The sequence below is a fragment of the Mailhella massiliensis genome (assembly GCF_900155525.1).
Taxonomy (GTDB): domain Bacteria; phylum Desulfobacterota; class Desulfovibrionia; order Desulfovibrionales; family Desulfovibrionaceae; genus Mailhella; species Mailhella massiliensis.
On sequence record NZ_LT706951.1, the window covers coordinates 481669 to 496371 of the forward strand.

Sequence of the window (14703 nt, forward strand, 5' to 3'; positions counted from 1 at the left end):
TCGCGCAGGTCAGTAGTTTTTCTTCCATTCCAGGCCTACTTCCGTTCTGGTGGCGGAAGTCTTTGCCTGGGCTTCCAGTCCGGGGGAAAGCTCTATTTCCACCACGGCTTCGGTTTCGCTTTCCTTTCCCAGCCCCTGTTCCACGCCCACATAGACGTTGTCGCGCACATAGGTGCCCATTTCCAGAGAGGTGCGGGAGGTGTCGGTATCGGCGGTATCGTCGTTTTCGGAGTTGAACTTGAGCACATCCAGTCCGAAGACCTTGCGCCCCAGGTCCATGACGCCGCCTCCGCCGAATCCGGCGAGTTCCGCCGCGCCGGCGGCAAGCTGCAGGGCCTGTACATGGCTGAGCGAATTCGTCGACTGGCCGAACATGATGTGGGAAATGATTTCATCCTTCGGCAGCTCGGGTTCGCTGGAAAGTTCAATTTCCGGCTTTGCGGCGGTACCGCTGAGCGTGATGTCGGCCGTGATGTCGGCGGAAGCGTATTCCATGACCACATTCAGCGCGGGGCTTACGGGCCAGCCGCCGTCGAAGGTGATTTCCCCTTCGGAGAGTTTGAACCTTTTGCCGAGAATGTCCAGCGTTCCGCGTACGGCCTGAATGCCGCCGGTGACCGCCGGCCGGATGACGGGGCCGCGCAGGCGGATGTCTCCCTTCCATTCGCACTCCAGCCCGTATCCTCGGAGGAAGAACTGGTTGGGAATATGTATGCGTACGTTGAGCCTGCCCTTGAGCGGCGGCGCTTTTTCTTCCTTTTTCCGGTCCGGGTCATAAATGGGCAGGGTGACGATGTCCCCGCCGGGGAGTCTGGCAAGCTGCACCTGTCCCTTGTCCACGGTGATGTCGGCCCGGACGGAGGGATCGAGCGCCGTGCCGCTGACGGTGAAGGCGCCGGAAAGCATGACGTTCGCATCCTGCCTGCGCAGGGGGGAGAGTTTCTCCATCCGGCCTTCCACGTCGAGTGCCAGGTCGTAAGGCGCAAGGGAGCCGGAAAGGTTCAGCGTGCCCTTGCGGCCGTCATCGGCGGAGAAGGTGAATTCCAGCCTCCTGTCCGAGTTCCGGGTCAGGGGCAGCGCTTCCGCTTCGGCCTTCAGCTTCATGTGCCTAAGTTCCACGCCCTGGGCTATGTCGGCGAAGCTTCCGTTGTCCAGCCCTGCGTCAAGGGTGAGCAGCGGAGCAGCGGGAGTGCCGGAAATATAGGCATTCAGATTCAGGCGGCCGGAAAGCTTCTGATCCACCGTGGGCGCCAGCTTCCATATCTGCGCCAGTTCTCCGGCAAGGGCAATGCTTCCCTTCAGGCGTCCCTTCATGTCCGGCAGAGGCACGGACCCGTTCGACGTGAGGGGAATGCTCAGGTCGATGAGCAGGGTGTCCAGCCCCATCGCCTTCCGGCCGGTCTCGGGCAGAACCAGTGCCAGTTCCAGCGCGCGTTTTCTGCCGGAGACCAGAGAGCCGGTCAGCTCTCCGTCCAGCGGAGGCAGGGAGGAACCGGGAATCAGCACATTCTTAAAGTTTAACATGAAGTTTCCCGAAGGGCGCTGCGTCGTTCCCGCCAGAGAAACATGACCTTCCACCATACCCTGAGGAAGTTCCGGGACAAGGCCGCGCATACGGCCGAGGTCCAGTCCCTGCAGCGCGGCTTTCACGTCGGATTTTTTCGGCGTCCAGGAACCGGCAAGGTTCAGCGTGCCGGAGGGCAGCAGGGAAAGGGACAGGGAGGAGCAGGAAACGCGTTCCTCCTGATAGCGGAGCGTTGCCGGGGCGTTCAGTCTCAGCCCGACGGATTTCGTACCCGCAAGGCCGAGAACGGAGGGGGCGGCTTCCGCGTTCAGCGTCTGCACAAAGACTTCTCCGGGCTTCCAGCGCAGCCGTATTTCGGAGCGTATGTCGCCATGACTTTCCGCATGGGCCTGAATTCCCTTTTCTCCGCCCTTTACCACGGCGGCCACGCGGGCAAGGGAAAGCCCCGGAAGCTTGAAGGTGTGCAGGTCCGCACCGAGGTCGATATCGGGCTTTCCCCAGATATCCTTTGCCTTGAGAGATGTTTTCAGGCCGGCAAGGGAAAGACTTTCCTTCCCGGAAACGATGTTCAGCCGGTCCAGCGAAGTTTTCAGTTCCAGATTCTGCCCTTCAAGGGAGGAAAGCTTCATCTCCAAGGTGAGGGGGGAACCCGTCATCTTCATGCCGGAAAGGCGGGCAAGGGGAGTCCACTGCCGGATACCGACCTTTATGCCGCCTTCAAGCTCGGGCAGGGGGGTACCCGCAAGGGCCGCAATGGTTCCTTTTTCCGGCACGGGGGCGGAAAAAGGCATAAGCGCCCGCAAGGCTCCTTCCACGACATTGTTTTCCAGATGCAGGGAAAGCCGGTCCAGCGCAAGCAGAAGCCCGGGCCTCTGCTTTTCCGCATGTTCCGCCACATTCCAGGCGGCGTCGAGCGTGGTTTTCTGGCCGTTGGCACGCAGGGATACGCCGAGGCTGCCTGCAAGAAGAGGCAAGGGCTCTTCCGCATTTTCGGCGTTCGCAAGCGTGTTCTTTTCTGCTTCCTTTGTTGGTGTTGCGGCTGTTTTTTCCGTCGCATCGCTTCGGGGCGCAGCCGTTTTTTCCAGTTGCGCAACAAGTTCCGGCAGTTCCTTCAACAGCCGGGGAATATCCGCATGGGGAATATCCAGCCGGGCATCCGTCTTTTCCAGCAGCAGGCCGGGAAGGCCGAGTCTGTCGCCGGAAAGGGAAACTCCGGCGGAAAGCGCGTTCATGGGGCCGGAAATATCCGCCTTGAAAACGGTTTTTCCCGAAAGGTCAGGGGATATGTCGGCGGCATCGTCCAGAACCGCTTCCGCATGAAGCCGTGTACTTGCGTCGGCAGTCAGGGCCTTGCCCGGAAGGGCAAGTTTTCCGTCCGCCGCCATGGTCATGCGTTCGGCCTGAAACGAAAATTTTTCCAGCGTGACGCCGAGATTTTCGCTTCCGAGGCTGACCGTTGCGGCCGAAGAAAGGGTGCAGGCCCTGCCGAGAAGGGCGGACAGCATGGTTTCGTTCCAGGCCATGTCGGCAAGACCGAGGTCGGCTTCCGCGTGCAGGTCGAGGCTGTCCTTCTGCGTCGTCCGTATGTTGAAGGATGCCGTGAGCTTTCCGCCTTTTTGTCCGGCAATTTTCCAAAGGGCCGCATCAGGGGCCATGTCTATCTTCAGCGAGGCTTCTCCCCGGTAAAGGTCGGCGGCACGAAGGCTGAACGCCGCCTGTGCCGCAGCCGTCAGGTTCTTTTCTTCCTTCTCCGTATCCTGCATGTCGCCGGAAAAGTCCGCCGTAATACGTTCCGGGGAAAGCGCGGCTTCCAGCGAGAAACGGAGTGCTCCGTCAGACTCGGCATGTTCGGGAAGGAGGGCAAGAAGGCCGAGATCGGAGCTGTGAAGGGTCAGCCTGCCTTCCGCTTCCGGGGAAAAGTCCGCCTTCAGCACAAGGGGCGGACAGACAATATCGTTGCGACGAACTTCCAAGGAAAGTTCCGCTCCGTTTTTTCCGGCGGAAGCCTCGGCGGCAAGGCTTGCCGTCAGGCTTTTGCCGAGCAGTTCCTGCGGAAGGGAAACTCCGTTGATGCGGAAATGCTCGACGCGTACCGCGGGCAGCCAGGAAGGCCAGCGGCGGAAAAGACCGCCTGCGTCGGCAATCGCCTGCCCGGGTTCGACGGAGGAGGTTGCCTCTTCCGGTTCATCAGAGGGAACGGTTACGGGCAGCCGCAGAAGCTGCGGTTTTTCCAGAGACAGTTCCGCCACCACAAAGGCCCCGGGCAGGGCCGACCAGTCGAGGGAAATGCCCAGGCTTTCCGCTTCCAGCCAGACGCCGTTCTTATCCTTTAAAAGAATGTGCGAAACTTCGCCCCGGGAAGGAATCGGCCCGTGGAAGGATTCCACGCTTGCGCTCAAACCTCCGGGGAGCTTTTCGAGCGCGCCGTTCAGCATTCCGGCAAGCCATGCTTCTCCGCTCTGCGTTCTGAGAAAGAAAAGGCCTCCTCCCCCGGCAGCGGCAAGAAGGATCATGATTCCGGCAAAAAGCTGCAGAGCACGGCGAAGCAGGCGTCGTCCGCCGCGTGCCTTTTCCTGCGTTTTCTTCTCATCCGGCTGAGGAGCGGCCTTGTCTTCGGTCAGGTCGTCATGCTTATGTTCGTTCATCAGAAGCTCTGTCCGATACTGATGTAGATCTGATATCCTCTGTCGTCGGTCGTCTTGTCCAGAGGAACGGCGACATCGAGGCGCACGGGGCCGATGGGCGTGTAGTAGCGGAGGCCTATGCCCGCACCCCACTGAAAGTCCTGAAACAGGCGCGGAGTTTCCCGTTCATAGACCATGCCGCCGTCAAGGAAAGGCACGATGCCCACGTTTTCGGTGACACGGAAGCGTGCTTCAAGATTGATGTCGTGGAAGGATCTGCCGCCTCTGGGTTCGCCGTCGCTGTCCTTCGGGCCTATGGCCTGATAGGCGTATCCGCGTACGGAACCGCCTCCGCCGCAGTAGAAGCGGAGCGAAGGGGGAATGTTGGCCATGGAAACACCGAGGAAGGAACCGGCGGAAGTTCTTGCCGCGAACACCAGAAAGTCGTCGTCAAAGGGAGCATAGTAGCCGGAGGCGGTCACCTTGGCGGATACGCCGGAAAACTCTCCGTTGTAGTAACCTGTGGTGGGCGCGACATCCCATTGCAGATAGGTGCCCCGTTCGGGATTCATGATATTGTTGCGGGTGTCTCTTCGCAGGGTGAAAATAAGGCTGGCGTAACGGTATTCATCCTGCTCCACCCGGGTTACGGAGCCTTCTTCACCGAAAATTTTCACGCTGCCCCACCAGTCGGAGGAAATTTTACGCTCCATGCCCGCATAGGCATTGAAGGCCGTGGTGTCGTAGGCGTCGGTATCTTCTCTGAGGTAGGAGGAACCGGCCAGGAATTTCTGGTCGGGCCGCCCGAAGGCCGGCTTTTCAAAGTCGGCCTGCACGCCGCGCCTGTCCTGAGCGAAAGGCGTTTTCAAGGTCAGCTTTTCCCCCGCGCCGAACAGGTTGCGGTGCTGCCATTCGCCCTGAAGCCCCACGCCCGTATCCGTGGCGTAACGCGCACCCGCGCTGACGGTGCGGAAGCTGGCCTCCCGCACGTCCACCAGTACGGGAAGGTTCAGGCAGTTCTTTGCCTCCAGAGGAGTCCCCTGATCGGCAGGAGCCGGTTTCACGTCCACAAAACGGAAAAGGCCCAGCTTCTGAAGTTCCCGGCGGTAGGCCTGGAGCCGTCTGTCGTCCCAGGGTTCTCCCTGCTGCCAGGTGACGAGCCGGGTAAGATATTCCGGTTCCACCTTTCTGGTGCCGCGGATCACGGCCTTGCCCATGACGGCGGCGGGGCCGGGATCGACTACCACGTCGGCGTTCAGTGTTTTTTCAGACTTGTTCAGCGTATATCGGGTATCGGCCACGGCCGCTTCGGGGTAGCCGGAACGGTGCAGCGCTTCGGGCACTTCGTCCACGGCGGCGAGCACGTTGTCCGCTACGGCGGGCTGATCTTCGCTCAGGCCCGAGAGCTTTTCGGGGGGAGCGGCGGGGGTTATGCCGGGAAAGGGCGGCAGCGGTGCGGGCGCGGGATGATAGGAAAGTTCCGTTCTGCCCATGTGGTAACGCGGGCCGGGCAGAAGGGTGAGGGTAACACGGGCCTGCCCGCCCGGTTTGTCCGCTTCCGCAACATGGGCGGAGGCCGTGCCGTCATAGTATCCGAGGGATTGCAGAAGCTTCACCGCGGTCTGTTCGTCCGCGCGGGCCCTGCGCATCAGGCCGAGCAGGCCGTCGGGCGCCTGAGCCTTCAGCAGCACAAGCTGACTGTGCTTTTCCATGGAGGAACGAAGTTCCGGGATTCCGTCCCCTTCCACACGGATATCCACAACGTAGGGCATGGGGTCGCTGTCGAAAAGCGGCGCGGATTCTTCCTGCCGGTCCGACGTCTGACTGATGAGGCCGCAGCCGGAGAGCGGGCACAATAAAAAACATGCGCCCAGCAGGAACAGAGTCTGGCGGATAGTGTGGGACATGATGCAAGCACTAGCATGGCTGTGCCGGACTTGCAAGAGAAGGAGAAAATCCCCGAGGGGCAATCATGCCGGGGAACGAAAAGAAGGCGGCGGAGGGAGGCGTTCCGCATGTTTTCAGCCGTTCGCTATGCTTCTGCCGGAAGAATACCGCGTACGGCGCGGGGCGGGAAGCTCCGGGCGCTTTCGGCGCAGCGCGGCGGGAGGGCGTTCGGCCCCGCCTCCGGGAAACCCTGTTTTGTTCGTCTTTCCTGAACAGAAAAATACGGTGCCCGCATCCCGCCGGTATGCTCAGGCGGCTTTTATGCCAGTGTCTGGAGAAACTGCCGCAGTCTCGGATGACGGGGCTGTTCAAAAAGGTCTCCGGGAGCGCCCTGTTCGAGGATTTCTCCCTGATCCATGAAGATCACTCTGTCCGCAGCTTCCCGGGCGAAGTTCATTTCGTGGGTCACCACCAGCATGGTCATGCCTTCCCGGGCGAGCGCCCCCATAAGTTCCAGCACTTCTCCTGTCATTTCCGGGTCGAGGGCGGAGGTCGGCTCATCGAAGAGCATGAGACGCGGTTTCATGGCCAGAGCGCGGATAATGGCGACCCGCTGTTTCTGTCCGCCGGAAAGTTCATCGGGAAAGGCGAACTTCCTGTCGGCAAGGCCGATGCGCGCAAGCAGCTCTTCCGCCACGGCCACGGCATCGCTCCTCTTCATGCCGCGCAGACGAACCGGGGAGAGAATGAGGTTGTCCAGCACGTTCAGGTGGGGGAAGAGGTTGAACGACTGAAACACCATGCCCATATCCTGCCGCATACGGCAGATGTCGCAGTCGCGGGCATAGATGTCCCTGCCTTCCACCAGAATCTGGCCTTTCTGAATGATCTCCAGGCGGTTGATGCAGCGCAGTACCGTGGACTTGCCGGAACCGGAAGGGCCGATGAGGAATACCTTTTCCCCTTCCATGACATCGAGGGAAACATCGCGCAGAGCGTGGAGCGCTCCGTAGCTTTTCCATACTCCGCGCAGGGAGACAAGGGGAGAAACGGAAGAATTCATGGCATGACGGGGGAAGAAGGACCGGGATGTCTTTTTTGTGCAACAAGGCCTTTTCCGTGTCAAGAACGGCGGATGCTCCGCAGCCGTAACGAAGGGTGGGAGAAGCGACGCCAAAATATGCAGGTTCCGCCTCTGGCAGGCTGTGGCCGGGCGTGGAAGGCCCGTCTCTGATGAATGACGGCGTGGCCATGCCCGTTTCCTTCGGCGCTCCGATTCTGCACGCTGGACAGATGATGCCGCCTGAGTATACTCCGCACAAAGAAAAGGAGAACGTATGATACAGGCATTTGTCTGTCTGGGGTCCAACATGGGCGACGCGAAGGCCCATCTTGCCCGTGCTCGGGAGGAGATAGCCTCCCTGCCGGGGATTCGCATTGCGTCGGCCTCCTCGCTGTACAGCACGGAACCGCAGGGGCGGAAGGATCAGCCCTGGTTCTTCAATCAGGTGCTGTGTGTCGCATGTGCGGAGGGCGTAACCTCCGTGCAGCTGCTGGACGCACTTCTGGAAAAGGAACGGCTTCTGGGCCGTGTGCGCGATGTTTCCGATCATTTCGGCCCCCGAGTCATTGACATGGATCTGCTTCTTTTCGGCAGGGAAGTCAGAAGCGGGGACGAGCATCTCATTCTTCCCCATCCGCGCATGGCGGAAAGGGCCTTCGTGCTGATTCCGCTGCTGGAAATTGCGCCGGATCTTGTGATGCCGGACGGGACGGGCGTGAAAAGCCTGCTTGAAAAGCTGCATTATCGGCTTGAAGGTTCCTCCATTTTCCAATAGATTCAAACCGACCGCGCTGATCCCGCAGCGCCATTGCCGCAACGACAACTTCGCTCAGGAGAGAGTATGCTCATTAAAGTCGTCATTTTCGCTCTGGTTTGCTATGTCCTGTACCGCCTGTTCATGAACGACAACAAGAAGCGGGCCGAAAAGGAAGCCCAGCAGGAAAAGAAGCGCATGGAATCGGGCGAAATGGTGCAGGACCCCGTATGCGGCACCTATGTGGACAAGAACAGCTCCATCACCGTGCGCAACGGCGAGCAGACGTTGCACTTCTGCAGCTACGAATGCCGTCAGAAGTATATCGACAAGTTCAACGAACAGCAGAAGCTCAACTGATTTTCCGCTCCGGCATCAGGGCGTTTCCCGGAAGGCAGTTTCCGGCGGCTTTTCGTTCATGGAAGGCGCAGCCTGCGGTTATTACCGGGGTATCCGCCATGCCCGAGGCTCATCTTTCTGACCGCAATGATAAAGGCCCGACCGTATTGGTCGGGCCTTTATCATTTTCCTGTTTTTCCGATGTCCGGGGCGGAAAAACAGCCCCGGTTTTCCGGCTGCGGAGGCATGGGCTGCCGGTATGCTCATGCCGTCGGACGGCGTGCGGAGAAAGGGAACAGCTTCGTTTCCGGCATGGCGCCTTCGCCTGCTTCTGCACCGTTTCCGCCAGGCGGCTGCGGAAAAGCCTGACGCTGCAAAAACGGTGTTACGCCGTTTCTTCCCTGCCGTTTTTTTCCCTGAAGGCGCAGAACCAGCGTTTATCCTTGCCTATGGTATAGGCGGAGGAGGCCGTTTCCTCCCAGAGCATGGAGTCTTCCGCTTTCAGCGGTTCCCTGGAAAGAAAAACGATGTTTCCGCCTTCGGTCAGGTGCCCCTGTACGAAATGGAGCAGCTCCTTCCAGGGCATGAAGGCCCTGCTGACGATGAGGTCGGCTTTTTTTCCTTCCATGAACTGTTCGGCCCTGCCTCTGAACACATGCGTATCCTTCAGCGGATGACGTGCAAGTACGGTGGAAAGGAAAATGGTGCGCTTGTCGCGCGATTCCACCATCCAGTAGCTTCCTTCCTGCCACACCATGCGGAGGGGAATGCCCGGCAGGCCCGCTCCTGACCCCAGATCCCACGAAACGGGCGAGGGAGGAAGATGGGGGAACACATGCTCCTGCAGAAAGCGGGAAAGGTGGAAGCTGTCCATGATGAGTTCGTCCAGCGCATCCCGCCAGTGCCGTGCTCCCACAAGATTCATCCTTTTGTTCCACTGCATGAGCAGGGAAAGGTATCCCGCAAGCTGCGAAGCCTGTTCCTCATTCAGGAGAAAGCCTTCTTTTTCGCACAGCGTCCGTATCAGGGAAGGGGAGCAGTTTTCAGGCTTTGCCATCGGCGGCCACCCATGCGTCGAAGCTTTCCCTGATGAAGCGCACGATGGAAGCGTGCTCCTCCTTGCCCGGGCCTCTGACTTCCAGCGCTTCCCCGAAACGCACATGCACGGGAAGCTGCGGCTTGATCCACCCCATGTCCTTGATGAGCGAGCCTTCGCCCCAGGCGTCGGTCTTGAGCGCAATGGGGATGACGGGAACATTGGCCTTGCGTGCCAGTTTCACGCCGAGAGAATTGAAATCCTCTTCCTTCACATCCTTTTTGCGGCTGCCCTGAGTGAAGATGATGACGGACCTTCCTTCTTCAAGGAGTTTCTTTCCGCCTTCAAGCACCGTGGCCAGGTCTTCCCGGGGGTTGGCACGGCCTATGGCCAGCGGGTCGCGTGCGGCAAGCACAGGTCCGAGGCAGGGGTAGCTGAGCAGGGATTTCTTCACCACGAAGGTCACATCCTTGCGGGGCTGTATGATGCAGGGCAGAAGAAAGGTTTCCAGCGTGCTCATGTGGTTGGCCTCGAAAACGCAGGGGCCTTCCCTGTCCAGGGCTTCCACTCCTTCGATGATGATGGAGGTCCCCATTTTTTCCATAAGCTCGCCTACAAGGAAGCTGTCGTACACCCAGCGTTCGGCGCTGTAGTTTCCGGTGGAGGCCACTCGCCCCGCACGGAACATGATACCCGCCAGGGAAAGATAGAAGCGAAGGGAGGGCAGGCACGGTTTCGGGCGTGCTTCCGAACGGTAATTGCGGGAAAAATGTCGTTCCATATATATCCTTCCGGTTAAGTTCGGGGTTATTTCTTTTCCACGGGCGCGGCGCGGCGGTGACGCTTGTGCCAGGCGTTGAGCCGCGGTTCGTCGCCCTGATCCTTGCTCTGGTAGTAGCGTCTTGCCATCACCGTTTCCGGCAGATAGTCCTGATCGACCCATGCGCCGGGAAAGTTGTGCGGGTACTGGTAGTCCTTGCCGTATCCCCACTGCTTCTGCATCTTGGTCACGGCGTTGCGAAGGTGCAGGGGCACGGGCTGTATGCCGTTGTTTTTGATTTCCCTCGTCACGTTGTGGTAGGCGGCGTAGGTGGAATTGCTCTTGGGCGCGAGGGCAAGGTAGACGACGGTCTCGGAAAGAGGAATGTACCCTTCCGGCATACCGACGAATTCCACGGCCTGCTGGCAGGCCACGGCCATGGGCAGGGCGTGCGGGTCGGCCAGTCCCACGTCTTCCGAGGCGGAAAGAATGAGCCTGCGGCAGATGAAGCGCGGGTCTTCCCCTCCCTCCAGCAGGCAGGCGAGGTAGTAGAGCGCGGCGTCGGGATCGCTGCCGCGTATGGATTTGATCATGGCGGAGGCAAGTTCATAGTGACTGTCGCCGTCCTTATCGTGTCTGGCCACGATTTCGGGCATGACCTTCTGCACCCCCGCAAGGGTGCGCTGTTCTTCCGGCAGGGAGGAAACATACTCCACCAGATTGAGCAGACTGCGCGCATCACCGTTGGAAAGCGCGCACAGAAATTCCAGCACGTCGTCGGGAAAGGATACGCCCGTCTTTTCCGTGCCGCGTTTTGCCAGAGAAAGCAGATCGTCGCGCCCGAGAGGCTTCAGCCGCAGCACATGGAGGCGGGAAAGGAGCTGCCTTGTCACGCTGAAGGAAGGGTTCTCCGTAGTGGTGGCGATCATGGTCATTTCGCCGCTTTCCAGAATGGGCAGGAAAAAATCCTGCTGCGCCTTGGAAAAGCGGTGCAGTTCATCCAGCACCAGCACTTCCACGCCGGAAAGCTGTCGGCGCAGTTGCTGAATGCCTGCTTCGGGAGCGGAAAGACGCAGCATTTTCCGGCCCGTGGCCCGGGCCAGAATAAGCGCGAGAGTGGATTTGCCGCATCCGGGAGGCCCGAAGAGCAGAAGGCTCGGCAGATGTGCGCCGCCGAGCAGCGCCTGTATCTGCGCGCGCAGATGGGGCTGCCCTACAAAATGTTCAAGCTCTGCGGGGCGGAGACTTTCCGGCAGCGGTCGGTTCATGATAATTCTCCGGGGTGCTGACGTTTCCACCAGTGCAGGCCCAGGGCCATCATGGCCGCCGTTTCCCAGCGCAGAACTCTTTCCCCCATGCTGAGGGCCTGAAAACCGGCTTCGATGAGTCTTCCGGCTTCCTCCGGCGTAAAGCCTCCCTCGGGGCCGATGACGCAGAGCGTCTTTCCCTTTCTGCCGAGGAATTCTTCCGACATGAAGGACTGGCCGGGAAGACCGCTTTCCAGAAGTACCTGACGATGCTCGAACTGCTTCGAGGCCTGTATGAGTTCCTCAACCCCGCCGGGAAGCGTGCGAAGTTCCGGCAGCCAGGGGTTCCGGCACTGTTTCGCACCCGCTACCAGGGAGGCGTGCCAGGATTCCTTGGCGTCTGCGGGAACGGGGAACTGGCTGCGTCTGGCCTGCCAGAACCACAGTCCGGCGGCTTCAAGCTCCACGGATTTTTCCAGAATCCAGCCGCGGCGGGCTTCCTTGCCCCAGCCTACGGCAAGAATCACGCCGGATTCCGGCCGGGGGTACCGTTTTTCCTCCACTTTAATAAGCTGGGCGGACTGCCTGCCTATGGAGGCTATGCGGCAGAGGGCCTCTCTGCCTTCTCCGTCGAGGACAAGCACCTCGTCGCCCGGATGCAGGCGAAGCACGCGGCCCATGTGATGCGCTTCCGCGCCGGAAAGTTCGAGCCGTTCGCTCCATTGTTCGGGGGGGAGGTAAAAGGTATGCATGGCGGTCTCCTGAAATAACCAGTCGTCTTTTTTCATCATAGCCGCTGTGCGGCGTTTTGAAAAGTCCGGCTTCCGGCCTTTTCCCGGCAGGCGCCCTGTTCCTTTTCTTCCGCCGGAGGCCGAAGAGCGCAAGGCGTAAGTTCAAGCGGCACTTTAAAGACAGGCTCCTCCCCCGGTGTTTTTCCATGGGCGGCGCATATTTTCTGTTCCGGCAGGGCATGGAAAAGCATCTGAGGGAACGCGGGCCGGCAGGGACACAGGCCGGGAAAGTCACGGAGGCAGGAGATGCGCCGCGCCCGGCAGACGGAGCGCCGTTTCTTTCCTGTGCTGCGTGGCGCTGTCTGCGGGGAGGGATATGCCCGGAGTGCTCCTTTCCCCAGTACGGAGGGAGGAGCGCAGCGCGCCGGAACGGAATGCCGGGCAGAACGGGTTCTTTTCAAGAAGGAATCTGCTGTGTCTACAGGGCCTTGATCAGGATGGAAATTCCCACAAAAAGCCCGAACACGCCGAATGCCCGCTTGAGCATGTCGGCGGGAAGCTTCGACCAGTGGGCAAGCCTTGCGCCGACCACGGCCATGATCATGCTCGGAATCATCAGACCTATGGTTCCGGGCACATACATATATCCCAGAGAAAATTCCGGCAGGCCTTCATGCCCCCAGCCGAGAATGATGTAGCTGATGGTGGAGGTGAGGGTAATGGGCAGGCTGAGTGCGGCGGCGGTACTCACGCAGTCGCACCACGCATATCCGGCCCAGGCCAGAAAAATGATGAGCTGAAGGGAACCGGCCACTCCGGTAAGGCTGGAAAGGATGCCTATGCCCAGACTCACGGGAATATAGAAGTTCTGTGCTCCGGTATGAGGCCGGGGCTTGAAACCCATGATCATCTGCACGGCCATGACGACGATCATGATGCCGAAAATAAGTTCCAGCGACTGTCCCTGAATTCTGTGGGCGAAGAGAGCTCCGGCCACGGAGCCGACAACGATTCCGGCGAGCATTTTTTTCCATACGTCCCAGCGCATGGACCCCATGCGGACATGGGCGAGAAAAGTGGTCAGGGAAGTGACGAGCATGGTGGAGGGGGCGGTACCCACGGCAAGGTGCTGAACCAGATTGTCCGATACGCCCATGCTGGAAAACAGCATGTTGAGCAGCGGAACGATGATGATGGCTCCTCCCACACCGAAAAGGCCGGAAAGGATTCCTACCAGAGCGCCGCCCAGAACAAGAATACAGAAAACAGACATGACGACCTCGCAGTCAGAGGTGAAGATGCTTTTTTCATGGTCCTTTTGAGAAAGGGCGTCAAGAACATGTGAGTATCCTTGCGGAAAGCCCGAAGGGAATACACGCGTATTCCCTTCTTGGGAGACGTCAGGCGAAGAAGTGCAGCCAGAGCAGGGAAAGGGGCATGGAACACAGAAAGGCGGGCAGCATACTCAGAATGGGAAACTGCATGATGCCGCAGGTGCGCAGTCCCGTGGCAAGCATGATGAAGCCGCCGCACCCCGAGAAGTTGTCCAGCAGAAAGGGCGTTGTGTACTGTCCCACAAAGCCCGCCGACAAAAGCACGAGGCACTGCACAAGGAACTGAGGCACGCAGAGAATACCGATGATGGCCCCGGTATTGGCGGCGATGAACAGGGCCGTGGGAAAGTCCAGCAGAGCCTTGATGATGAGCAGAGACGGATCGCCCGTGAGTCCTTCCTGCATGGAACCGAAGAAGCCAAGTCCGCTGGCCGCGAATACGACGAGAAAAATGGAGAACTGTTCCCGCATGTATTCAAGGGAACTGCGCTGTTTCTTGCCGAGGCGGCTGAACAGCGTGGAAATTTTGTGGGCAAGAATCATGATGAGGTATTCAAGCCTCAGCATTTCCCCTATCAGCGTTCCGAGAAGCAGGGCGCAGACTACGGGGGGCAGAGCCTGCGTTTTACCGATCATGAAAACGCCCATGCCGATATTGATGCAGCCGAAAACCAGCATGAGATGCTTGCGGAAGGTCTCGCCGAGAAGTCTTCCGATGTAGCTGCCGATGATGGAACCGAAAAGAATGCATAGTGAATTGACTACGGGACCGATCATGTTTTTCTCCTTGTTTTACTGAGAAGGGACTTATGCGGATGCACAGGTATTTGTTGATGTATTTCTTGTCGCTTTTCCGTGCGGAGGCGGAGAAGTCGGTCACGGTTATTTCCGTGCGGAGAAAAACGGCGCCCGTTCAGGCGGAGGGAGACCGCGGGGAATCCCGATGCGTGCGCAGCGGCATACCTGCGGCATGTTTTTTTTTCAGGGAAAGAGCCTGAGTACCCGGCCCGGGGAAAAGCCTGAGAAGGCTCTTTTCCGGCAGCGGAAGAGGAACTCTTTCACATCTCGGCGGGCGGCGATACGCGGCGGAAGGGGAGTATTTTATGAAAAAGCTTTTCTGAAACGGACGACGCCGCTTCCGGCAGGCATATATTCGGGACTGTCGCCGGGGAGGAGCGGATGTCCTGGCAGGCGTTTTCCGGCGGAAGAAGTCCCGGGAGCGCGGCGCAGAAAAGATCCTGCCGTGCGGAAAACGCACGGCAATCTGCGGACAACGGCTCCGTATATGATGTGTTTCCCCGAAGGAACACCCGGGGCGGTCACACGCTAAATCTCAGCCCCCTCCTTCGTCAAGAGCTTGTGTCTGACGGAAAAAATGATGATACTGACGGCGATTACCTTGT

At 59.5% G+C, this 14703-nt stretch carries 11 protein-coding genes; 2 read left to right on the top strand and 9 right to left on the bottom strand.

Going from position 1 to position 14703, the window contains the following annotated elements; all coding sequences use genetic code 11:
* Nucleotides 1-9: 9 nt before the first annotated feature.
* From CZ345_RS07805 to CZ345_RS07815, 3 genes are all read right to left on the bottom strand, one after another.
* Nucleotides 10-4170: a translocation/assembly module TamB domain-containing protein gene (locus CZ345_RS07805; protein WP_077072592.1), complete on the bottom strand. Its 4161-nt coding sequence runs from the start codon at nucleotides 4168-4170 to the stop codon at nucleotides 10-12.
* The gene (locus tag CZ345_RS07810) at nucleotides 4170-6056 is read right to left on the bottom strand and encodes an autotransporter assembly complex protein TamA (protein WP_083717230.1); all 1887 of its coding nucleotides are present in this window, start codon (nucleotides 6054-6056) and stop codon (nucleotides 4170-4172) included. The genes CZ345_RS07805 and CZ345_RS07810 overlap by 1 nt, the downstream gene beginning before the upstream one ends.
* A gap of 299 nt (nucleotides 6057-6355) precedes the next feature.
* Complete coding sequence (locus tag CZ345_RS07815; RefSeq protein ID WP_077072594.1) at nucleotides 6356-7099, bottom strand: amino acid ABC transporter ATP-binding protein; 744 nt, start codon at nucleotides 7097-7099, stop codon at nucleotides 6356-6358.
* 274 nt (nucleotides 7100-7373) lie between these two features.
* On the opposite strand from CZ345_RS07815, the gene folK reads away from it, so the two are divergent.
* Nucleotides 7374-7874 (top strand): 2-amino-4-hydroxy-6-hydroxymethyldihydropteridine diphosphokinase, encoded by a 501-nt coding sequence (gene folK / locus CZ345_RS07820; protein ID WP_077072595.1) that lies wholly within the window; start codon nucleotides 7374-7376, stop codon nucleotides 7872-7874.
* A gap of 66 nt (nucleotides 7875-7940) precedes the next feature.
* Nucleotides 7941-8213 (top strand): YHS domain-containing protein, encoded by a 273-nt coding sequence (locus tag CZ345_RS07825; protein ID WP_077072596.1) that lies wholly within the window; start codon nucleotides 7941-7943, stop codon nucleotides 8211-8213.
* Nucleotides 8214-8577: 364 nt separating this feature from the next.
* Here CZ345_RS07825 and rsmG read toward each other — a convergent pair whose 3' ends face one another.
* From rsmG to CZ345_RS07855, 6 genes are all read right to left on the bottom strand, one after another.
* The gene (gene rsmG, locus CZ345_RS07830; protein WP_077072597.1) at nucleotides 8578-9249 is read right to left on the bottom strand and encodes a 16S rRNA (guanine(527)-N(7))-methyltransferase RsmG; all 672 of its coding nucleotides are present in this window, start codon (nucleotides 9247-9249) and stop codon (nucleotides 8578-8580) included.
* Nucleotides 9236-10009 carry a lysophospholipid acyltransferase family protein gene (locus CZ345_RS07835; RefSeq protein WP_077072598.1) on the bottom strand — a complete coding sequence of 258 codons (774 nt, stop codon included), beginning with the start codon at nucleotides 10007-10009 and terminating at the stop codon, nucleotides 9236-9238. The genes rsmG and CZ345_RS07835 overlap by 14 nt, the downstream gene beginning before the upstream one ends.
* A gap of 26 nt (nucleotides 10010-10035) precedes the next feature.
* Nucleotides 10036-11262: a replication-associated recombination protein A gene (locus CZ345_RS07840; protein ID WP_077073009.1), complete on the bottom strand. Its 1227-nt coding sequence runs from the start codon at nucleotides 11260-11262 to the stop codon at nucleotides 10036-10038.
* Nucleotides 11253-11987 (bottom strand): 16S rRNA (uracil(1498)-N(3))-methyltransferase, encoded by a 735-nt coding sequence (locus CZ345_RS07845; RefSeq protein WP_077072599.1) that lies wholly within the window; start codon nucleotides 11985-11987, stop codon nucleotides 11253-11255. Before CZ345_RS07845 ends, CZ345_RS07840 begins: the two co-directional genes overlap by 10 nt.
* A 457-nt stretch (nucleotides 11988-12444) precedes the next feature.
* Nucleotides 12445-13239: a sulfite exporter TauE/SafE family protein gene (locus CZ345_RS07850; protein ID WP_077072600.1), complete on the bottom strand. Its 795-nt coding sequence runs from the start codon at nucleotides 13237-13239 to the stop codon at nucleotides 12445-12447.
* Nucleotides 13240-13366: 127 nt separating this feature from the next.
* Nucleotides 13367-14077, bottom strand: a complete 711-nt coding sequence (locus CZ345_RS07855) for a DUF554 domain-containing protein (protein ID WP_077072601.1) — start codon at nucleotides 14075-14077, stop codon at nucleotides 13367-13369.
* Between the last annotated feature and the right edge of the window lie 626 nt (nucleotides 14078-14703).